This is a genomic window from Allobosea sp. CRIB-10 (assembly GCF_900112185.1).
In the GTDB taxonomy this organism is placed as follows: Bacteria; Pseudomonadota; Alphaproteobacteria; order Rhizobiales; family Beijerinckiaceae; genus Allobosea.
In genome coordinates, this window is the sequence record NZ_FOKP01000026.1 from 1 (window position 1) to 18,506 (window position 18,506).

Sequence of the window (18,506 nt, forward strand, 5' to 3'; positions counted from 1 at the left end):
CGCCGTCACAGCCATCTCGGCGGCATCAGTCCCGAAGCGTTCGAACGCGCGTCGGCGTGAGGCTCGGCTTTGTCCACGAAACCGGGGACCGTCCAGAAGACGATTTGGGCGTGGGTTCAAGATTGAGGCGGTCCGCCTGATCAAGGATCGCGGAGCGAGTGTGGCGCAGGTGACTAGGGACCCTGCTGTCCATGGGAACCCGCTGCGCAAATGAGTGAAGCTCTTTTTTGGCCGATCCCGCACAGGCCCTTCCCGGCCACGGTCAGACGCAGCCGGAGCAGCTTGAGACGAGACCATGCCGTGTCTCGAAGTGATTGCGGCATTTTCAATCAATCGATTGATTTAATTCTTCACCCGTGCTACTGGCCTCCGCCATGGCACGCAAATCCATTCTCAACGACACCGAGGGCACGCGGCAGGCGCTGATCCGGGCCGGGCTCGACCTGTTTGGCCGCAACGGCTTCGACGCCACGTCGACGCGCGAGATCGCTCAGGCAGCGAAGGTCAACAGCGCCGGCATCGCCTACCATTTCGGCGGCAAGGACGGGCTCCGGCAGGCCTGCGCCGAGGCGATCATCGCCCGGATACAGGCCGTGCTGGTCGGCGGGGCGACCTCGGTTGCGATCGCGCTCGACCCGGCCGACCGCGACATGGCGGCCGAGCAGCTGCTGTCGCTGGTCGACCGCATGGTCGCCTTCCTGACGACGGCGCCGGAGAGCGAGCTGATCGCACGCTTCGTCGTGCGCGAAATGCTGACGCCGAGCCCGGCCTTCGAGACGATCTATGGCGGGCTGTTCGAGCCGGTGCATCGAAGGGTCTGCCGGGTCTGGGCGGCGGCGACCGGCATGGCGCCGGAGGCGCCGGCGACGCGGCTCGCCGTCTTCGCCGCGATCGGCCAGGTCGTCTATTTCCGCATCGCGCGGCCGGCAGTCACCCGCCGCATGGGCTGGGATGGCGTCGGCCCGGACGAGGCGCGCGCCATAGCTGAGACCATCAGGCGCTCGGTCCGCGCCAGCATTCTCGCCTGCAGGGGAGAGGCGTCATGATCCTCGAGTTCATCTGTTCCTTCGCCATCGCCGGCTCGCTCGGTGTCTGCGCGCCGCCCATGACCCGCGTCGTCGGCTATGTCGAGGGCGAGTATGTCCGGCTCGGCCCGATCGATACGGCGCGGATCGAGAGCGTCGCGGTCCGGCGCGGCGAGCGGGTCGCGCCCGGTGCGCTGCTCGCCGAACTCCAGGCCGACGATGCCCGCAACGCCGTCGCCGAGAGCGAGGCGCGGCTGGTGCAGGCGCAGGCGCAGCTCGCCAATCTGCTCAGCGGCAAGCGGCCCGAGGAGATCGCCGTGATCGAGGCGATCGCCGCCTCGGCCAAGGCCCAGGAGCGCGAGTCGGAGCGGGCGCTGGAACGCCGGCAGGACCTGTTCCGCCGGGGAGTCTCGACCCAGGCCGATCTCGACCAGGCCCAGACGGCGCGCGACGTCGCCGTGGCGCGGGTGCGCGAGACGGCCGCCAATCTTGCCGTCGCCCGGCTTGCGGCGCGCGAGGAGGAGATCAGGGCGGCGCGCAATCAGGTGGAACAGGCGCAGGCGGCGCTCGATCAGGCCAAGTGGCGGCTCGGCCAGCGCCGGCTGACGGCGCCGGCGGCCGGGATCGTCACCGATCTGGTGCGCCATCCCGGCGAGCTCGCCGGCCCGTCTGCTCCCGCCCTGACGATCCTGCCTGATGGCGCGGTCAAGCTGATGCTCTATGTGCCGGAGGCGCTGCTCGTCGGCACCACGGTCGGCACGCGGCTCGATGTGCGCTGCTCGGGCTGTCCGCAGGAGATGGCGGCCACCGTATCTTACGTCTCGCAGGAGCCGGAATTCACCCCGCCGGTGATCTATTCGGCCGAGACCCGGCAGAAGCTGGTCTATCTCGTCGAAGCGCGGCCCGAGGGCGGGCCCGCGACGCGGCTCCAGCCCGGCCAGATCGTCGACGTGATGCTGCGGGGGCGCAGGTGAGCGAGCCCAATGTCATCGATGTGCGCGGAATGACCAAGCGTTTCGGCAAGCGCACGGTGGTCGACAATGTCGACCTCTCCGTCCGGCAGGGCGAGATCGTCGGCTTCCTCGGCCCGAACGGCTCCGGCAAGACCACGACGATCCGTTTGATCTGCGGGCTGCTCACGCCCGATGCCGGGGAGGGGACGGTACTGGGCCTCGATGTTCGCACCCAGAGCGCCGAGATCAAGCTCCAGGTCGGCTACATGACCCAGAAATTCTCGTTCTACGAGGATCTGACGATCGAGGAGAACCTGACCTTCGTCGCCCGGCTCTACGCGCTGAAGCCGGTCGAGGACGCGGTCGCCCGCACGCTCGACACTCTCGGCCTGACCTCGCGCAAGGACCAGCTCGCCGGCACGCTCTCGGGTGGCTGGAAACAACGGCTCGCGCTCGCCGCCTGCATCATGCACCAGCCGAAACTGCTCTTGCTCGACGAGCCGACCGCCGGCGTCGATCCCAAGGCGCGGCGCGAGTTCTGGGACGAGATCCACCGCCTCGCCGGCGACGGGCTGACTGTGTTGGTCTCGACCCATTACATGGACGAGGCCGAGCGCTGCCATCGCATCGGCTACATCGCCTATGGCAGGATGCTGGCGACCGGCACGGTCGACGAGGTGGTGAAGGGCTCGGGCCTCTCGACCTATGTCGTGCATGGCGCGCTCAAACCCGCCGAGATCGCCGAGCTCGCTAAGACCAACGGCGTCGAGCAGGTCGCGCCCTTCGGGACGACGCTGCATGTGGTCGGCACCGACAAGGAGAAGCTGCAGGCGGCGCTGGCACATCTCAAGGATCGCCCCGGCATCAGCGTCGAGCCGGATGCGACCAGCCTGGAGGACGTCTTCATCCAGTTCATGGCGAAGGCCCAGGCGGAAGGGAGGGCGGCATGAGCGCGCTCGCTTTGTTCTCGCCCGGCCGGCTCGGCGCGGTACTCGCCAAGGAGTTCGTGCAGATGCGGCGCGACCGCATCACCTTTGCGATGATGCTGGTGGTGCCGATCGTCCAGCTGCTGCTGTTCGGCTATGCGATCAACAACGATCCCAAGGGCTTGCCGGCGGCAGTTCTGGCGTTGGGGCAGGATCGCTACACCCGCTCGGTCGTCGCCGCGCTGGAGGTCTCCGGCTATTACCGCTTCGCCAAGCGGCCGGAGAGCGCGGCCGAGGCCGAGAGCCTGATGGCGCGCGGCGCGATCTCCTTCCTCGTCACCATTCCCAGCGATTTCGGCATGCGGGTCGAGCGCGGCGACGAGCCACGCATCCTGGTCGAGGCCGACGCGACCGATCCGGCGGCGTCGAGCAATGCGGTCGGCGCGCTGCAGACCATCGCCAGCCGGGCGCTGACCCGGGCGCTCGGCACTGACGAATTGAAACGCGAGCAGAGCGACAGCGCGCTCTCATTCGTGGTGCACCGGCGCTACAATCCGGAGGGTATCACGCAGTACAATATCGTTCCCGGCCTGCTCGGCGTCATCCTGCAGATGACGATGGTGATGATGACGGCGATGGCGCTGACCCGCGAGATCGAGCGCGGCACCATGGAGAACCTGCTCGCCATGCCGGCGACGCCGGGCGAGATCATGCTCGGCAAGGTGCTGCCCTATCTCGCGGTCGGCAGCGTCCAGGTCGCGGTGGTGCTCTCGGCGGCGAAGCTGCTCTTCGGCGTGCCCTTCCTCGGCAGCCTCGGCCTGCTGCTGACCTGCGTCACCATCTTCGTGCTGGCGCTGGTGCTGCTCGGCTACACGATCTCGACCATGGCGCGCACGCAGCTCCAGGCGATGCAGCTGACCTTCTTCTTCTTCCTGCCCTCGCTGCTGCTCTCGGGCTTCATGTTCCCCTATGCCGGCATGCCGCTCTGGGCGCAGTGGCTCGGCGAGATCTTCCCGCTGACGCATTTTTTGCGCGTCGTGCGCGCGATCATGCTGAAGGGCGCCGGTCTCGATGATATCGGCACGGAGGTGTTCTATCTCTCCGTCTTCGTCCCGCTCTATGCCGGGATCGCACTGCTGCGGTTCAGGAGCACATTGGATTGACCGGACAGAGTGGCGCGCTTCGCCTGATGTTGTGGCTTGCAAAATGATAGTGACTGAGGTAGCGAGCCCGGGCCATGCAGCCCAAGCTCGCTCCGCTCACCGAATGCCCCTGCGCCCTTGCGGTCGAGACCGTCGGCGAGTGGTGGAGCATCCTGATCCTGCGCGACGCTCTGCAGGGGCTTACCCGCTTCGACGAGTTCGAGCGCAGCCTCGGCATAGCGCCGAACATGCTGACGCGCCGGCTGAAGCATCTCTCCGAAAGCGGACTGTTCGAGCGGCGGCTCTATAGCGAGCGGCCGAAACGCTACGAATACGTGCTGACCGAGAAGGGCAGGGACGTCTTTCCAGTCGTCGTGGCGCTGATCGGCTTCGCCAACCGGCATCTTGCGCCCGAAGGCGCCTCGCTGCTGCTGGCCGAGCGCGGGACCGGGCGGCCGATCACGCCGATCGTCGTCGACGCCGCCACCATGCAGCCGGTCACCGCGGACAGCGCCACGGTCATTGCCGGGCCGCGCGCCAGCAACGATCTGCGCGAGCGCCTCGCGGCGCGCCAGGCCGCCACCCAAGCCAGATGAATCAGGAGCCTGTCATGCGCCGTATCGTCGTCACCGGGCTGGGCGTCGTCTCGCCTCTGGGCTGCGGCACCGAGCTCGCCTGGCAGCGCCTGCTCGCCGGCCGCTCGGGCCTGCGCCGTCTGCCGGACGTGGTCGCCGAGACCCTGCCGGCCAAGGTCGCCGGCCTCGTGCCTGGCAAGGCCGAGGATAATGAGGGCGGCTTCGATCCGGATGTGGCGATCGCGCCGAAGGACCAGCGCAAGATGGATCGCTTCATCCAGTTCGCGCTGGTCGCGGCCAAGGAAGCGCTGGCGCAGGCCGGCTGGCAGCCGCAGGACGAAGCGCAGCGCGAGCGCACCGCGACCGTGATCGCCTCGGGCATCGGCGGCTTTCCGGCCATCGCCGAGGCTGTCCGCACCACCGACCAGCGCGGCGTGCGCCGGCTCTCGCCTTTCACCGTGCCGTCCTTCCTGGTCAATCTCGCCGCCGGCCATGTCTCGATCGATCATGGCTTCAAGGGGCCGATCGGCGCGCCGGTCACGGCCTGCGCCGCCGGCGTGCAGGCGATCGGCGATGCGGCCCGGATGATCCGGGCGGGCGAAGCCGACATCGCGCTCTGCGGCGGCAGCGAGGCCTGCGTCGACCTCGTCGCGCTTGGCGGCTTCGCTGCGGCGCGGGCGCTGTCGACCGGCTTCAACGACGAGCCGGAGAAGGCCTCGCGCCCGTTCGATCGTGACCGCGACGGCTTCGTCATGGGCGAGGGCGCCGGTATCCTGGTGATCGAGGCGCTGGAGCATGCGCAGGCGCGCGGCGCGACGATTCTCGCGGAACTCACCGGCTACGGCACCAGCGCCGACGCCTATCACATCACCTCCGGCCCCGAGGACGGCTCGGGCGCGCGCCGGGCCATGGAGACGGCGCTGAAGCAGGCGGGCCTGAAGCCCGGCGATGTCGCCCATCTCAACGCCCATTCGACCTCGACGCCGGTCGGCGATCGTGGCGAACTTGCTGCGATCAAGGCGGTGTTCGGCGATCAGGGCGGCATCGCGATCAGCGCGACCAAGGCGGCAACCGGCCATCTGCTCGGCGCGGCCGGCGGGCTGGAGGCGGTCTTCACCATCCTCGCCTTGCGCGACCAGATCGCGCCGCCGACGCTCAATCTCGAGAATCCGGACGAGGACGCGGCCGGGCTCGACCTGGTGGCGAAGACGGCGCGGCCGCTGGCGATGGAGCACGCGATCTCGAACGGCTTCGGCTTCGGCGGCGTCAATGCCAGCGTGCTGTTCAGGCGCTGGGCCTGAGCCTCTCAGAGCGTCACCACGACCTTGCCGAACTGCTCGTTCGATTCGAGATAGCGATGCGCCTCGACGATCTCTTCGAACGGAAACGTCCGGGCGATGATCGGCTTCAGCGAACCGTTACCGAGCCCGTCGAGGATGAACGCCTTGGCGGCGGCGAGGCGCTTAGGGTCGCCGATGATCTCGTGGACGAGATAGCCGCGCAGCGTAAGGCTCTTGCCCAGCACATTGAAGAGCGGGAAAGGCGTCGCTTCCGGGCTGAGGCCGCCATAGTTGAACAGGATGCCACCGCGCGCCATCGCCGCGGTCAGCGGCAGGAAGGCTGGGCCACCGGCCGCGTCGAACACCACCCTGACGCCCTCCTCGCCGGCGATGTCCTTCAGCCGTATCTCGAGGTCTTCCTCGGCCGAGGCGATGACATGGGCCGCGCCGGCCTCGCGCAGTGTCTGCGCCTTCCGCGAGGTCCGCGTCACCGCGATCGGGATCCCGCCGATCCGATTGGCGATCTGGATCGCGGCGAGGCCGACGCTGCTCGACGCGGCGGTGATCACCACATGCTCGCCCCGCTCGAGCCGGGCGATGTCGATCAGCGCGCCATAGGCGGTGAGGTACTGCATCCAGCTCGCCGCAGCTGCCTCCCAGCCGAGCGCCGGCGGGTGCTTCACCACCAATTCGGCCGGGACCGTGACGAGCTCGCCATGCACCGGCCAGCGCAGCATCGAGCGGGGCGGCACCAGGCTGACCGCATCGCCGGGCGAGAGGCCTTCGACGCCCACGCCGACGCTTTCGATCAGGCCGGCGGCTTCAAGACCGATCCCCGCAGGAAATTGCGCCTGCTCGATGTAGGTGCCTGACCGAAACAGGGCTTCGGCACGGTTGAGGCCGAGCGCCCTGGTCCGGATCCGGACCTCGCCGGGCCCGGGCGGTGGGATGTCGATCTCCTCGATGGTCAAAACCTCGGGGCCGCCAAGGCGGTGGAAGCGAACTGTGCGGGCCATGCTCGTAACTCCAAAGCAGGGTGAATGAATGAGCTTTGGCAGCGCGCTCCTCTGCGATAAACTCTGCTGCAGGATCGATAATCGGAACGGATGATTTCGAATCATGGATCGCCTCACCAGCATGAGCGTCTACGTCAGGGCGGTCGATCTCGGCTCCTTCGCTGCGGCGGCCGCTGCGCTCGGCCTGTCGGCGCCGATGGTCGGCAAGCATGTCCGCTTCCTGGAGGAGCGGCTGGGCGTCCGGTTGCTCAACCGCACGACGCGGCGGCAGAGCCTGACCGAGTTCGGCCGCGCCTATTACGAGCGCTGCCGGACCATTCTCGCCGAGACCGATGCGGCCGATGCGCTTGCCGCCGACCAGCTGGGCGAGCCGCGCGGCAAGCTCCGGGTGGCGCTGCCGGTGCTGTTCGGCCGCTGCTGCGTCATGCCGATCCTGCTCGATCTCGCGCGCCAACATCCGCAGCTGCAGCTCGACCTTGCCTTCGGCGACGGCTTCGTCGATCTGGCCGAAGGCGGGCACGACCTCGCGATCCGCACCGGCGAACTGCACGATGCAGCCAATCTCGTGACGCGCCGCGTCGTTCGCCAGCGCATGATCGTCTGCGCCGCGCCGTCCTATCTCGAAGCCCGCGGAACGCCGACGCAGCTTGCCGATTTCGCCGATCATGACGCGCTGATCTATCGCCGCTCCGGCGGCGTGCGGCCCTGGCTATTCCCTCGGGAGGATGGGCCAGCGGCGGAGGTGATACCGCGGCACCGTCTACGGTTCGACGATCTCGAGGCGATCGCCGATGCGGCCGTGCTCGGCATGGGGCCCGCCTGGCTGCCGTCCTGGCTGGTGCGCGAGCGCCTCAAGGCGGGGGAATTGGTCGAGCTGCTGCCGGACGAGGGGCGGCAGCCCTATGACGTCCACGCGCTCTGGTTGCAGACGCCGCATCTGCCGCCGAAGGTGCGCGTCGCCATCGACGCGCTGGCGGCGGAGCTGCCGGGGCTGATGTGAGGCGCTTGTGCACTGCCCAGAAAGGACTAGTTATCTGACTAGGCTGATCTGGGCACGGAGGGCCGCATGAAAACTTGGCCGGTGCAGGATGCGAAGGCTCGCTTCAGCGAGTTGCTCGAGACCTGTCTCAGGGAAGGCCCCCAGATCGTCAGCAGGCGAGGCGCCGATGCGGCCGTCCTGGTCCCGCTGAAGGATTGGGAGCGGCTTCAGCGCAGCGTGAAGCCCACATTGAAGGAATTGCTCCTCGCAGATGAGGCCCGTGTCGATCTCGATCTGCCCAAGCGCGGCAGGCTTCGCCGGCGCGAGCTGGGGGATCTCGTCTGAGGCATGTACCTACTCGATACCAATGTCGTCTCTGAATTGCGGCGTCCGCGGCCGCATGGCGCCGTGTTGGCCTGGCTGGAAGGCGTGGCTGATTCCGATCTGCATCTCTCGGTGGTCACCATCGGAGAGATACAGGCCGGGATCGAGATGACGCGCGAACAGGACGCCGCCAAGGCAGCGGAGATCGAGGTCTGGCTGGAGCAGGTCGCGCAGACCTACAATATCCTCGACATGAATGCCGACGCCTTTCGCGTCTGGGCCAGGCTGATGCACCGAAAGTCGGGTGAGATCATCGAAGACGCGATGATAGCGGCGACCGCCGCCGTCCACGGGTTGACGGTGGTCACGCGCAACATCCGCGATTTCGAGGGACTGAACGTCCCTCTCTTGAACCCGTTCGCGGTCGCTTGAACTATGAGCGACTTGGAGCTGCCGGGGCTGATGTAACGGGGCCGGGCGCCGGATTTCCGCTCAGAGCGGAATATTGTCGTGCTTGCGCCAGGGACGCTCGACACTCTTGGTGCGCAGCATGGCGAGGGCGCGGGCGATCCGGCGGCGCGTCGAATGCGGCATGATCACCTCGTCGATGTAGCCGCGCTCGGCCGCAACGAAGGGGCTCATGAAGCGGTCCTCGTATTCCTTCGTCTGGCGCGCGATCGTCTCGGCGTCGCCGCCGCGGAAGATGATCTCGACCGCGCCCTTGGCGCCCATCACCGCGATCTGCGCAGTCGGCCAGGCATAGTTGACGTCGGCGCCGATATGCTTCGACGCCATCACGTCATAGGCGCCGCCGAAGGCTTTTCGCGTGATGATCGTGACCAGCGGCACGGTGCACTCCGAATAGGCGAAGAGCAGCTTGGCACCGTGCTTTATCAGGCCGCCATATTCCTGCGCCGTGCCGGGCAGGAAGCCGGGAACGTCGACCAGGGTGACGATCGGGATTTCGAAGGCGTCGCAATAGCGCACGAAGCGGGCGCCCTTGCGGCTGGCGTCGGAATCGAGCACGCCGGCCAGCACCATCGGCTGGTTGGCGACGATGCCGACGGTGCGGCCCTCGATGCGGGCGAAGCCCGTAACGATGTTCTTGGCGTAAGACTCCTGGATCTCGAAGAAATCGCCCTCGTCGACGACCTTCAGGATCAGCTCCTTGATGTCGTAGGGCTTGTTCGGATTGTCCGGGACCAGCGTGTCCAGGCTCATGTCGACGCGATCGGGCACGTCGAAGCTAGGCCATTCCGGCACGCCGACCGTGTTGTTGGCCGGCAGGAAGTCGATCAGGCGGCGCACCTGCAAGAGCGCCTCGACATCATTCTCGAAGGAGCCGTCGGCGACCGAGGATTTGCTGGTGTGGACCTTGGCGCCACCGAGTTCTTCCGAGGTCACGGTCTCGTTGGTGACGGTCTTCACCACCTCCGGGCCGGTGACGAACATGTAGCTGGTGTCGCGGACCATGAAGATGAAGTCGGTCATCGCCGGCGAATAGACGTCGCCGCCGGCGCAGGGGCCCATGATCACCGAGATCTGCGGGATGACACCCGAAGCCTGCACGTTCCGCTTGAAGACCTCGCCATAGCCGCCGAGCGCCGCGACGCCCTCCTGGATGCGGGCGCCGCCGGCGTCGAACAGGCCGACGATCGGGCTACGCATCTTCAGCGCCATGTCCTGGATCTTGATGATCTTCTGGGCGTGGGTCTCGGAGAGGGAGCCGCCGAAGACGGTGAAGTCCTTGGAGAAGACGAAGACGGTGCGGCCATTGACCGTGCCCCAGCCGGTGACGACGCCATCGCCGGGGATCTTCTCGGCCTTGTCCATGCCGAAATCGACGGCGCGGTGCTGCACGAACATGTCGAACTCCTCGAAGGAGTCCTTGTCGAGCAGCAGCTCGATGCGCTCGCGGGCGGTGAGCTTGCCGCGCTTGTGCTGCGCCGCAATGCGCTTTTCGCCGCCGCCGAGGCGGGCGCCCGCGCGCCGGTCTTCGAGCTGTTCGAGAATGTCCTTCATGAAGAGCCTCCCGGGGCGCGATCTTTAAAGGTCTTGTTTCCCGCTTAAGCGGCGCTGCGGGCGAAGTCCATTGCGGCCTTCGCAGCATGCGGCTGGAGTTTTGTGCACCGCGGTGCCGGTCACGGCATGGCCGGAGCCTGCAAGCCACAGCCGCTGTCGAGAAGCAAGGCACGCAGGCTGGCGAGCGCATCCTGCAGCCTGGCGAGCTTCGGGCCGCCGAGACTGGCGCGAATGCCCCAGGAGGGTGAGTGCGCGTCAGCCAGGAAGATATCGGGTGCCGGCAGGAGAATGCCGGACGCAGCGGCGCGAGCCGGCAGGGCTTTTGCCCGCTCCGGCCCCATCGGCAGCCAGAGATGGAAGCCATTGCCTGATCTCATGGCGATTCCGGGCGGCAGCAGCTCGCGCGCCAGGGCGACGCGGCGGCTCGCCTCCTCGCGGATCGAACGGGCGACCGAAGCGGCGGTGTCCTCGCTGAGCCAGCGCTCCATGATCAGGCAGGAGAGCAGCGACGCCATGGTGCAGGTGGCTGCGAGCTCGGCGAGAGCCGGCTCCAGCCAGGGCTCGGGGACCACCAGCGAGCCGATGCGCAGGCCGGGGCTCAGCACCTTCGACAGGCCGGAGACATGCAGCGTCCGCTCGGGCGCGAGCGCTGCGATCGCCGTCGTGCCCGGCTCGGCCAAGGCGGCATGGATATCGTCCTCGACGATCACCGCGTCATGCGACCGGCAGAGCCTCGCGATCTCGCGGCGACGCGCTTCGCTCATCGTCGCCGTCGTCGGGTTGTGCAGGGTCGGCGTGATGTAGAGCACGGCGCGCCGGCCGGCCGAGACCGCCTGATGCAAGGCCTGGTCGAGTGCCTGCGGGACGAGGCCCTCCTCGTCGATGGCGAGGCCCGTCAACCGCAAGCCGCGCCGGCGGGCGAGGGCGATCGCGCCGGGATAGCTCAGCGCCTCGGTTAGGAGTTCGGTGTCCGGGCCGCAGGTGATCGCGAATGCGATCGCGAGCGCATGCTGGGCGCCATTGCAGATCAGCAGCCGCTCGGGCGCTGCGGCAAGGCCGGTTGGCGCGAGCCAGCGCGCCAGCAGCGCGCGATGCTCGGGCCGCCCGGCTGGCGTGGCATAGGCGCCGAAGCTGTCGGCATCGAGCCGCCTTGCGAGATCGGCGAGGCTGGCGGCGAGCAGGCGGTCGCTCAGCTGCTGCGGCGGCACGTTGATGCTGAGATCGACCATGCGGCTTGTCGCCTGCGACAGGCCGGCGACGAACATGCCGCGGCCATGGACGCTGCGGACGAGGCCGCGGCGTTCGAGCTGGGCATAGGCCTTGGTCACCGTGCCGATACCGATATCGAGTTGCCAGGCGAGGGGGCGGTGAGCCGGCAGGCGCGCGCCCGGCGGCAGCGAGCCGTCGGCGATGTCGCGAGCGAGAGCCTCGACCAGCCGTTCGCTGGCAGAGCCGCGGCCATCCGCGAGACGAGGCTGCCAGGGTGAAGCGAGGAGCATGTGACCTTACAAATTGCGTCATGGGACACTTTTTAGCCTATGCAAGAAGTGTCACATGCACAATCACCGGCCTGACGTTTCCCAACGCTGGACCGGACATGACGCCGCAATTGCTGCTCGCTTTCATCGGCTATGCCTTCGTGACTTCGATCACCCCCGGGCCGAACAACACGCTGCTGCTGGCCTCCGGCGCCAATCACGGCTTCCGCGCCAGCCTGCCGTTGTTGTTCGGGATCAATCTCGGCTTCTGCGGGCTGGTCCTGGCAGTTGGACTCGGGCTCGGCGGCTTGTTCAGCGCGATCCCTGTCCTGCACGATGTCCTGCGCTATGCCGGCAGCGCCTATCTGCTCTATCTCGCCTGGAAGATCGCGCGTTCGGCGCCAATGGAGCCCGGAGCCGAGGCTGCGCCGCCGCTCAGCTTCCCGTCGGCCGCGGCCTTCCAATGGGTCAATCCCAAGGCCTGGATCATGGCGGTCGGGGCGGTCGCCGCCTATACGCCGACGGAGGGCTATTTCCTCAACCTTACGGTCGTCGTGATCGTCTACGCCCTGGTCAACGGACCCTGCATCGCCGTCTGGGCGCTCGGCGGCACGCTGTTGCGCGGTCTCTTGGCCGATCCAGCGCGCCAGCGCGTGTTCAATATCGTCATGGCGCTTCTGCTTGCCGCCTCGCTCTATCCCATTCTGGTGAGCTGACGGGCGGTTCGAGGCCGCTTGCAAATTAAATAAGTACATGCTTATGTATCTGCCATGGAGCAGGACATCTTCAAGGCGTTGGCCGATCCGACCCGCCGGGCGATCTTCGAGAAGCTCGCTGTCGGCGGCATGAACGCCAGTGCCTTGCGCGAGGGCATGGCGATCAGCCAGCCGGCGATGTCGCAGCACCTCGCCGTGCTGCGGACCGCCGGGCTGGTGCGCGAGGAACGACAGGGGCGCTTCGTCAATTACGAGGTCGACCCGAACGGCCTTGCCCTGATCGCGCAATGGCTGGCGAAATACCGGGCCTACTGGCCGGCGCGCATCGATGCCCTCAAGGATCTGCTGCGGGACATGGACCAATGAGCGAGAGCGAGACGCAGGAGCGCACCAAGGAGCTGGTGTTCGCATATCAGCTCGATGCGCCGCCCGAGAAGGTCTGGCGGGCGCTCAGCATTCCCGCCTTCCGCGAGCGCTGGCTGCCGGCGCAGGTCGAGGCGTTGTCCAGCGTGCCGGGCGAAGAGCTGCGCTACCGCTTGAAGGAGGACGAGCCGCCCTTCCTAGAGAGCGTCGTGACCTTCCAGCTTGCGCCGAACAACGGCGGGACCGAGCTGCGGATCGTCCATAGCCTGACCGATGCGCGGCTGAGCGCGTCGCCGGCACCTGCGAACAGCAACCAGCCGCTTATGCAGCGCGCCGCCTGACGGCGCGGGCCCAGTCCGCAAGCACCATCAACAATCCGGAACTGAGGAGGTCGTCGATGCACGGCACGATGCAGCTCGTCCCCATGGTCGTCGAACAGTCGACGCGCGGGGAACGCTCCTTCGACATCTACTCGCGCCTGCTGCGCGAGCGGATCGTCTTCCTGAACGGCGAGGTCAACGATGCCAGCGCCGCGCTGGTCTGCGCGCAATTGCTGTTCCTGGAGGCCGAGAACCCGAAGCGGCCGGTCCACTTCTACATCAACTCGCCGGGCGGCGTGGTCACCAGCGGCCTCGCGATCTACGACACGATGCAGTACATCCGCTCGCCCGTGCATACGCTCTGCATGGGTACGGCCCGCTCCATGGGCTCCTTCCTCCTGATGGCGGGCGAGCCGGGCGAGCGCGCGGCCTTGCCCAATGCCAGCCTGCATGTCCACCAGCCGCTCGGCGGGGCGCAGGGGCAGGCGTCCGATATCCTGATCCATGCCGAGGAGATCCAGAAGACCAAGCGGCGGATGATCCGGCTCTATGCCGAGCATTGCGGACGCAGCGAGGAGGAGGTCGAGCGCACGCTCGACCGCGACCGCTTCATGACCGCCGAGGAAGGCAAGGACTGGGGGCTGATCGACCGCGTGCTGACCGAGGCTCCGGCAGTGGAGGCATGAGGTATTTGCGGGATGTTGGTTCGGGACCTTTTCCCGTGCGCGAGTCGTCCCGGGCGTAAGGCCCGGGACCCATTTCGGAACCTCTCTCGGAAAGGCTCAGGCATGGGTCCCGGATCGGCGCCGCTTCGCGGCTTGTCCGGGATGACATGAAATGAGCAGAGCGACTTTGGCCGGGCAGACCGTCAGGCGCTCGGCCTGCTCGGGTCGCCGAACTCGTGGTTGAGAGCGACCGCGGCACGCACGAGCTCGGTCGCGATCTTCGTATCGACCGCATCGCCCGCGCGCAGCACCATGGTCGCGAGCTCGAACTTGCCGCCCGGCTTCAGCCGCGGCTCGATATGGCGCAGGCGCTTGCCGCGCCAGAAGCCGAAGAGCACGCGCTCGGCCTCGGCCCGGATCAGCAGCACGGGCCCGTTCGAGAAATAGACCAGATGCGTCCACTTGATCCGCTCGTCGAGTGGAGCGGCGGCCTTCGCCGCGGCGCGCAGGGCCTCGACCGTGGCGAGTCGCCAGCCATCGAGCTGGGCGATGTAGTCTTCCGGGTTGTCGGCCTTGGGCGCTCCCGGGATCATCGCTTCTAGCCCTTCGTCAGCAGCAGCACGGCGGCGTCGTATTCCTTGCGGCGGATGGCGCGGCGCTCGGCCGCTTCCTCGTCCTGCCCCCAGATCCCGATCTGGTAGTCCTCGTCGAGATGGGCGGCGGCCCAGGCCGCCTCGGCGTCGATCAGGCCCTCGGCCAGCGCCAGCATCAGGATGGTCGAGCCGGTCAGCGTCATGACGTTGTGGGCGCCGGCGAGCGCGACCGGGGAGGTGATCACGGCGACGCGCTCGGCCACGGCGTCGAGCACGGTCTGCGGCTGCTGCGCGAAGACGACGCCCTGCGCCATGACGAAGCGGCCGCCGATACGGTTTTCGAGCGCCGCGATCAGCGGGTTCCAGACCGCATCCTGCCGCTCGACCAGCGCTTCGGGCTCGCCGGCGCGATAGCAGAGCGCATCGCTGCCGGCATAGCGGACGATCTCGGCGCGAACCGCCTCGTGCTGATCGGCAACGCCGTCGAGGGCCGAATTGACCAGCCGCGTCAGCGGCATCCGCGACGGGTCGATCTCACCGGTCTGGGCCTCCCATTCTGCTGCCAGTGCCTCGGCGACGGGGCGCGAGGCGACGGCGAGATGCTTGCGGGCCGGAGTGCGGGCGGTGCGGCCATCGAGCGCGACATGAAACAGCTCGTCGCGCTCCAGCACGCCGGCCTTCTCGTAGAAGCGCTTGGGCAGGGGATTGCGCATCGCCTGCTGGGCGGCGGCGACGGGATCGGGCTGGCGCTGGCCGGCGGCGCCGAAGCGGGCGAGGAAATCATCGGTCGACATGGGCCGGGGTCTAACACGACGCCCGGCGCTGGTCAGCTCCCGAACCTGTCGCGCCAGGCCGGCTTGGCGCTCGGAAAGGGCAGGGCGGTCGCGCTGTAGACGGCCCGCGCCACGGCGCGCGCCAGCACGTCGGCGGCGGTGGCGCAGAGCTCGGTCAGGGCATAGGCGTCGGACGGAGCGCCGCTATGGCCGGTCGCGGCGGCGAAGACGACGTCGCCGTCGAGCGGGGCGTGGACCGGCCGCAGCGACCGGGCGAGCCCGTCATGGGCGCAGAGCGCCATGCGCTTGGCCTGCGCCTTGGTCAGGACGGCGTCGGTCGCGACCAACGCAATGGTGGTGTTGGCGCCGGGGCCGCCCTTGAAGCGCAAGCTCAGGTCCTCGGGCGCGATCGTCGCCGGCCAGCCGCGGCCGCCGAACTCGGCGCCTTGCTCGTAAGGCGCCGCCCAGAAATGCGGGCTGTCGCCGATCGTCGCCGTGCCGACGGCGTTGACCGCCACCAGCGCGCCGACGACCTGGCCGGTCGCGGCCCTCGCACTGGCCGAGCCGAGCCCGCCCTTGAGGTTGGCCGTGGTCGCGCCGAAGCCGGCGCCGACGCTGCCGAGTGCGAACTCGGCCGCGGCTGCGGCGCTTGCTGCCTCGGCAAGAGCGCGATAGGGCGCCTCGCCCTCGCCGCGGGCGAAGGGCTTGTCGCCGCCATTGGCGAGGTCGAACAGGATCGCCTGCGGCACGATCGGCACGCGATAGCCGGCGATCGGGAAGCCGCGTCCTTCCCGCGCCAGCCAGCTCAGCGCGCCATCGGCGGCGGAGAGGCCCCAGATCGAGCCGCCGGAGAGGACGATGCCGTCGACATGTTCGACCGTCATGCCCGGCTCGAGCAGCGCGGTGTCGCGGGTGCCGGGCGCGCCGCCGAGCACGGCGGCGGAGGCGATGCTCGGCCGCTCGAACAGCGCGACGGTGACGCCGGTCGCCGCAACCGCGTCCTCGGCATTGCCCACCATGACGCCGCGGACATCGGTGATGAGATTGCGCATGGCTGCAGCTCTTCGTCGCGTCGGTTGATCCTCGACGGCAAGGTGCGCCGATTCGGCTGGGTGCGGGAACTTCCCGCTGGCCGGTGCGTCATCCCGACATTACGATCTTGTCATGCGCGCGCCATGGCCGGGTCAGGCCGGCTGCGGCACCTTGGCGACATCGCGAACCGGCTTCGAGACCCGCCAGCGAACCGTATTCGACCTGAACAGACGGAGAGCTTTTCATGAAACGCATCGCCCTCATCGCCGCTTCCAGCGCCGCGGCCGTCGCGGCGACGCTGGCCATGGCCCAGCCGCAGCCGATTCCGCCGGCGCCGGGCAGCACCCCGCCGACGCAGCAGCAGAGCGAGCCGCGCGGCGACCGGGCCGAGCGCGGCGACCGCGCCGACCGGCGCGAGGAATGGCGCCAGCGCCGCGCCGAGCGCGCCGCAGCCCGGATGAACGAGCGTCTCGCCCAGCTGCGCACCGATCTCAAGCTGAAGCCCGAGCAGGTGCCGGCCTTCGAGAAGCTGGAGGCTCTGATCAAGCGCAATGCCGAGCAGCGCCGGGAGAATTTCGCCAAGATGCGCGAGCAGCGCGAGCTCTTCCGCGACGCCGACATCATGGAGCGGCTCGACATGCGGGCGACCCGTCAGGCCGAGCGCGCAGCCCGCAGCAAGGAGATGGCGGACGCGGTTCGCCCGCTCTGGTCGACCTTCAGCGACGAGCAGAAGACCGTGGCGCGCCGGGCCGTGCGCCAGGCGATGTCGGAAGGGCGCGAGCGCATGCGCGAGATGCGCGGGCGCTGGCAGGAATGGCATGGCCGCGGCGACGATCGCCACGATGATGACCGCGGCCCGCGCCGCTGGCGCGATCGTGGTCATGACGACGACGATGATCGTGGCTGATTGTGAGGATACCGTAAGTGAGAAGGGCGGTCTGTCAGGGCCGCCCTTTTTCGTTTGACCCCTCGCAAGCCCTCATCTTGAGGAGAGGCAGCGTCAGCGGCCGGCTCAGGATGAGGGCTCGACGAGAGTACTCGGGCTCGTCAGGTGCCGACCGCGTCCTTGACGCATTTCGCCGTGAAGCTGGTCTTGGCGGCTCCGGACAGCTTCTTGTCGGCCGCCTGCTTGTCGCAGGCCGCACCGGCGTCCTTCTCGCATTTGGTGACGAAGCTGGTCTTGGCCGCGCCGGCGAGCTTCTTCTCGGTAGCCTGGGCATTGCAGCTCTGGCTCTGGGCAAAAGCGGCACTCGACAGGCCGACGGCGAGGGTGACGAGGATGAGCGTCTTCATGGTGCGATGATCCCTATGGCGGGAAGCTGACGCTAGCCTGAGTCGCGACGCAGCGTCATGGCGCTCGCCATGCCCCGACCGCTTTGCCCTCGTCGCGCCGATTTCCCGGGTCGGAGCAGGCAGCTGCCGCGCCCGGTTGAGAGGGCGATTCAGCGCCTGCCGCCGTGGCGGACGCTCTTGCTTGCCTTCATTGAACCGTCACATCCCGCCCGCTATAGGCGGCGAGATCGTCACGGTCGGAGGCGTGCCGTTACCGGGAGGCAGGCGCATGCGCTTCATCCAGACCTTTGAGCTCTATCCCTTCCTCGACTCGGTCGTCAGCCTGCTGGCGGCCTTCGTGCTCGGCGCGCTGATCGGGGCCGAGCGGCAATACCGGCAGCGCACCGCGGGCCTGCGCACCACGGTTCTGGTCGCGGTCGGTGCGGCGGCCTTCGTCGATCTCGCCATGCGCATCGCCGGCGCGGACGGCGCGATCCGCGTGATCGCCTATGTCGTCTCCGGCATCGGCTTCCTGGGCGCCGGTGTGATCATGAAGGAAGGGATGAACGTCCGTGGACTCAACACCGCGGCGACGCTCTGGTGCGCGGCGGCGGTCGGCGCCTGCACCGGCGCCGACATGGTGGCGGAGGGCGCGCTGGTGACGGTCTTCGTCATCGCCGGCAACACCTTGCTGCGGCCGCTGGTCAACGCGATCAACCGCAGCCCGATCAACGAGAAGGCCTCGGAGGCGACCTATGAGGTCGTCGTCACCACCGATCCGGAGGCGCTGCCCTCCGTGCGCGAAAAGGTCATCGAACTGCTCGAACAGGCGAATTACCCGGTCGGCGACGTCAAGACGGTGGAGCGCGGCGAGGAGGCGATCGAGATCGTCGCGACGCTGATCAGCACGGCTGTCGAGCGCAAGGAGCTCGACGCCGTGGTCGAGCGCATCGAGCGCGTGGACGGCGTGACCCATGCGACCTGGGAGAGCAGCACCAGCGATTGAGCGTCACAGCCATGCCGGTAAGTCCGCTTCGTGACAGACGCGTCGC

22 protein-coding genes and 1 pseudogene are annotated in these 18,506 nt (G+C 68.1%); 16 read left to right on the top strand and 7 right to left on the bottom strand.

Annotated features, from left to right (window positions below):
- Positions 1-121 precede the first annotated feature (121 nt).
- From BMZ69_RS32190 to fabF, 7 genes and pseudogenes are all read left to right on the top strand, one after another.
- A pseudogene (locus BMZ69_RS32190) lies at positions 122-287 on the top strand (IS3 family transposase); the annotation flags it as partial.
- A gap of 87 nt (positions 288-374) precedes the next feature.
- The gene (locus BMZ69_RS25000) at positions 375-1,046 is read left to right on the top strand and encodes a CerR family C-terminal domain-containing protein (protein WP_092162129.1); all 672 of its coding nucleotides are present in this window, start codon (positions 375-377) and stop codon (positions 1,044-1,046) included.
- Positions 1,043-1,999, top strand: a complete 957-nt coding sequence (locus BMZ69_RS25005; RefSeq protein WP_092161986.1) for an HlyD family secretion protein — start codon at positions 1,043-1,045, stop codon at positions 1,997-1,999. Before BMZ69_RS25000 ends, BMZ69_RS25005 begins: the two co-directional genes overlap by 4 nt.
- A 29-nt stretch (positions 2,000-2,028) precedes the next feature.
- The gene (locus BMZ69_RS25010; RefSeq protein ID WP_092162130.1) at positions 2,029-2,928 is read left to right on the top strand and encodes an ABC transporter ATP-binding protein; all 900 of its coding nucleotides are present in this window, start codon (positions 2,029-2,031) and stop codon (positions 2,926-2,928) included.
- Positions 2,925-4,067 (top strand): ABC transporter permease, encoded by a 1,143-nt coding sequence (locus BMZ69_RS25015; RefSeq protein ID WP_092161987.1) that lies wholly within the window; start codon positions 2,925-2,927, stop codon positions 4,065-4,067. The genes BMZ69_RS25010 and BMZ69_RS25015 overlap by 4 nt, the downstream gene beginning before the upstream one ends.
- 74 nt (positions 4,068-4,141) lie before the next feature.
- Positions 4,142-4,642, top strand: coding sequence for a winged helix-turn-helix transcriptional regulator (locus BMZ69_RS25020; protein WP_092161988.1), 501 nt, complete (start codon positions 4,142-4,144; stop codon positions 4,640-4,642).
- Positions 4,643-4,656: 14 nt separating this feature from the next.
- Complete coding sequence (gene fabF / locus BMZ69_RS25025) at positions 4,657-5,922, top strand: beta-ketoacyl-ACP synthase II (RefSeq protein ID WP_092162131.1); 1,266 nt, start codon at positions 4,657-4,659, stop codon at positions 5,920-5,922.
- 5 nt (positions 5,923-5,927) lie between these two features.
- Here fabF and BMZ69_RS25030 read toward each other — a convergent pair whose 3' ends face one another.
- The gene (locus tag BMZ69_RS25030) at positions 5,928-6,917 is read right to left on the bottom strand and encodes a zinc-dependent alcohol dehydrogenase family protein (protein WP_092161989.1); all 990 of its coding nucleotides are present in this window, start codon (positions 6,915-6,917) and stop codon (positions 5,928-5,930) included.
- A 103-nt stretch (positions 6,918-7,020) separates the two neighbouring features.
- On the opposite strand from BMZ69_RS25030, the gene BMZ69_RS25035 reads away from it, so the two are divergent.
- The 3 genes from BMZ69_RS25035 to BMZ69_RS25045 all read left to right on the top strand — a co-directional run bounded on the left by BMZ69_RS25035 (position 7,021) and on the right by BMZ69_RS25045 (position 8,652).
- The gene (locus BMZ69_RS25035; RefSeq protein ID WP_092161990.1) at positions 7,021-7,917 is read left to right on the top strand and encodes a LysR family transcriptional regulator; all 897 of its coding nucleotides are present in this window, start codon (positions 7,021-7,023) and stop codon (positions 7,915-7,917) included.
- Positions 7,918-7,983: 66 nt separating this feature from the next.
- On the top strand, positions 7,984-8,241 hold the full coding sequence (locus BMZ69_RS25040) for a type II toxin-antitoxin system Phd/YefM family antitoxin (RefSeq protein WP_092161991.1): 258 nt from the start codon (positions 7,984-7,986) through the stop codon (positions 8,239-8,241).
- Positions 8,242-8,244: 3 nt separating this feature from the next.
- Positions 8,245-8,652: a type II toxin-antitoxin system VapC family toxin gene (locus BMZ69_RS25045; protein WP_092161993.1), complete on the top strand. Its 408-nt coding sequence runs from the start codon at positions 8,245-8,247 to the stop codon at positions 8,650-8,652.
- 60 nt (positions 8,653-8,712) lie between these two features.
- Here the strand turns inward: BMZ69_RS25045 and BMZ69_RS25050 are convergent, their stop codons facing one another.
- On the bottom strand, positions 8,713-10,242 hold the full coding sequence (locus BMZ69_RS25050; protein ID WP_092161994.1) for an acyl-CoA carboxylase subunit beta: 1,530 nt from the start codon (positions 10,240-10,242) through the stop codon (positions 8,713-8,715).
- 119 nt (positions 10,243-10,361) lie between these two features.
- Positions 10,362-11,741, bottom strand: coding sequence for an aminotransferase-like domain-containing protein (locus BMZ69_RS25055; protein WP_092161995.1), 1,380 nt, complete (start codon positions 11,739-11,741; stop codon positions 10,362-10,364).
- A gap of 98 nt (positions 11,742-11,839) precedes the next feature.
- On the opposite strand from BMZ69_RS25055, the gene BMZ69_RS25060 reads away from it, so the two are divergent.
- The 4 genes from BMZ69_RS25060 to BMZ69_RS25075 are packed head-to-tail and all read left to right on the top strand — an operon-like array spanning position 11,840 to position 13,805.
- Positions 11,840-12,436 carry a LysE family translocator gene (locus BMZ69_RS25060; protein WP_092161996.1) on the top strand — a complete coding sequence of 199 codons (597 nt, stop codon included), beginning with the start codon at positions 11,840-11,842 and terminating at the stop codon, positions 12,434-12,436.
- Positions 12,437-12,490: 54 nt separating this feature from the next.
- Positions 12,491-12,802, top strand: coding sequence for an ArsR/SmtB family transcription factor (locus tag BMZ69_RS25065; protein WP_091840987.1), 312 nt, complete (start codon positions 12,491-12,493; stop codon positions 12,800-12,802).
- Complete coding sequence (locus tag BMZ69_RS25070; protein WP_092161997.1) at positions 12,799-13,140, top strand: SRPBCC family protein; 342 nt, start codon at positions 12,799-12,801, stop codon at positions 13,138-13,140. The genes BMZ69_RS25065 and BMZ69_RS25070 overlap by 4 nt, the downstream gene beginning before the upstream one ends.
- A 56-nt stretch (positions 13,141-13,196) precedes the next feature.
- The gene (locus BMZ69_RS25075) at positions 13,197-13,805 is read left to right on the top strand and encodes an ATP-dependent Clp protease proteolytic subunit (protein WP_092161998.1); all 609 of its coding nucleotides are present in this window, start codon (positions 13,197-13,199) and stop codon (positions 13,803-13,805) included.
- A gap of 182 nt (positions 13,806-13,987) precedes the next feature.
- Here the strand turns inward: BMZ69_RS25075 and BMZ69_RS25080 are convergent, their stop codons facing one another.
- From BMZ69_RS25080 to BMZ69_RS25090, 3 genes are read right to left on the bottom strand one after another with little or no spacing between them, the layout of a single operon-like run.
- Complete coding sequence (locus BMZ69_RS25080) at positions 13,988-14,377, bottom strand: DUF1801 domain-containing protein (RefSeq protein ID WP_092161999.1); 390 nt, start codon at positions 14,375-14,377, stop codon at positions 13,988-13,990.
- A 5-nt stretch (positions 14,378-14,382) separates the two neighbouring features.
- Positions 14,383-15,171, bottom strand: coding sequence for an ATP12 family chaperone protein (locus tag BMZ69_RS25085; RefSeq protein ID WP_092162000.1), 789 nt, complete (start codon positions 15,169-15,171; stop codon positions 14,383-14,385).
- A gap of 32 nt (positions 15,172-15,203) precedes the next feature.
- The gene (locus BMZ69_RS25090; protein ID WP_092162001.1) at positions 15,204-16,202 is read right to left on the bottom strand and encodes a P1 family peptidase; all 999 of its coding nucleotides are present in this window, start codon (positions 16,200-16,202) and stop codon (positions 15,204-15,206) included.
- Between the two features lie 224 nt (positions 16,203-16,426).
- Between BMZ69_RS25090 and BMZ69_RS25095 the strand changes: the two genes are divergently transcribed.
- Complete coding sequence (locus BMZ69_RS25095) at positions 16,427-17,089, top strand: Spy/CpxP family protein refolding chaperone (protein WP_092162002.1); 663 nt, start codon at positions 16,427-16,429, stop codon at positions 17,087-17,089.
- A 140-nt stretch (positions 17,090-17,229) separates the two neighbouring features.
- Here the strand turns inward: BMZ69_RS25095 and BMZ69_RS25100 are convergent, their stop codons facing one another.
- Positions 17,230-17,475, bottom strand: coding sequence for a PsiF family protein (locus tag BMZ69_RS25100; protein ID WP_092162003.1), 246 nt, complete (start codon positions 17,473-17,475; stop codon positions 17,230-17,232).
- A 268-nt stretch (positions 17,476-17,743) separates the two neighbouring features.
- Between BMZ69_RS25100 and BMZ69_RS25105 the strand changes: the two genes are divergently transcribed.
- Complete coding sequence (locus tag BMZ69_RS25105; RefSeq protein ID WP_092162005.1) at positions 17,744-18,460, top strand: MgtC/SapB family protein; 717 nt, start codon at positions 17,744-17,746, stop codon at positions 18,458-18,460.
- The last annotated feature ends 46 nt before the right edge of the window (positions 18,461-18,506 follow it).

Bases quoted from the DNA above. Each gene is read 5' to 3' on its own strand.
- BMZ69_RS25000 (WP_092162129.1), top strand. From the start codon at position 375: ATGGCACGCAAATCCATTCTCAACGACACCGAGGGCACGCGGCAGGCG.
- BMZ69_RS25005 (WP_092161986.1), top strand. From the start codon at position 1,043: ATGATCCTCGAGTTCATCTGTTCCTTCGCCATCGCCGGCTCGCTCGGT.
- BMZ69_RS25010 (WP_092162130.1), top strand. From the start codon at position 2,029: ATGACCAAGCGTTTCGGCAAGCGCACGGTGGTCGACAATGTCGACCTC.
- BMZ69_RS25015 (WP_092161987.1), top strand. From the start codon at position 2,925: ATGAGCGCGCTCGCTTTGTTCTCGCCCGGCCGGCTCGGCGCGGTACTC.
- BMZ69_RS25020 (WP_092161988.1), top strand. From the start codon at position 4,142: ATGCAGCCCAAGCTCGCTCCGCTCACCGAATGCCCCTGCGCCCTTGCG.
- fabF (WP_092162131.1), top strand. From the start codon at position 4,657: ATGCGCCGTATCGTCGTCACCGGGCTGGGCGTCGTCTCGCCTCTGGGC.
- BMZ69_RS25030 (WP_092161989.1), bottom strand. From the start codon at position 6,917: ATGGCCCGCACAGTTCGCTTCCACCGCCTTGGCGGCCCCGAGGTTTTG.
- BMZ69_RS25035 (WP_092161990.1), top strand. From the start codon at position 7,021: ATGGATCGCCTCACCAGCATGAGCGTCTACGTCAGGGCGGTCGATCTC.
- BMZ69_RS25040 (WP_092161991.1), top strand. From the start codon at position 7,984: ATGAAAACTTGGCCGGTGCAGGATGCGAAGGCTCGCTTCAGCGAGTTG.
- BMZ69_RS25045 (WP_092161993.1), top strand. From the start codon at position 8,245: ATGTACCTACTCGATACCAATGTCGTCTCTGAATTGCGGCGTCCGCGG.
- BMZ69_RS25050 (WP_092161994.1), bottom strand. From the start codon at position 10,242: ATGAAGGACATTCTCGAACAGCTCGAAGACCGGCGCGCGGGCGCCCGC.
- BMZ69_RS25055 (WP_092161995.1), bottom strand. From the start codon at position 11,741: ATGCTCCTCGCTTCACCCTGGCAGCCTCGTCTCGCGGATGGCCGCGGC.
- BMZ69_RS25060 (WP_092161996.1), top strand. From the start codon at position 11,840: ATGACGCCGCAATTGCTGCTCGCTTTCATCGGCTATGCCTTCGTGACT.
- BMZ69_RS25065 (WP_091840987.1), top strand. From the start codon at position 12,491: ATGGAGCAGGACATCTTCAAGGCGTTGGCCGATCCGACCCGCCGGGCG.
- BMZ69_RS25070 (WP_092161997.1), top strand. From the start codon at position 12,799: ATGAGCGAGAGCGAGACGCAGGAGCGCACCAAGGAGCTGGTGTTCGCA.
- BMZ69_RS25075 (WP_092161998.1), top strand. From the start codon at position 13,197: ATGCACGGCACGATGCAGCTCGTCCCCATGGTCGTCGAACAGTCGACG.
- BMZ69_RS25080 (WP_092161999.1), bottom strand. From the start codon at position 14,377: ATGATCCCGGGAGCGCCCAAGGCCGACAACCCGGAAGACTACATCGCC.
- BMZ69_RS25085 (WP_092162000.1), bottom strand. From the start codon at position 15,171: ATGTCGACCGATGATTTCCTCGCCCGCTTCGGCGCCGCCGGCCAGCGC.
- BMZ69_RS25090 (WP_092162001.1), bottom strand. From the start codon at position 16,202: ATGCGCAATCTCATCACCGATGTCCGCGGCGTCATGGTGGGCAATGCC.
- BMZ69_RS25095 (WP_092162002.1), top strand. From the start codon at position 16,427: ATGAAACGCATCGCCCTCATCGCCGCTTCCAGCGCCGCGGCCGTCGCG.
- BMZ69_RS25100 (WP_092162003.1), bottom strand. From the start codon at position 17,475: ATGAAGACGCTCATCCTCGTCACCCTCGCCGTCGGCCTGTCGAGTGCC.
- BMZ69_RS25105 (WP_092162005.1), top strand. From the start codon at position 17,744: ATGCGCTTCATCCAGACCTTTGAGCTCTATCCCTTCCTCGACTCGGTC.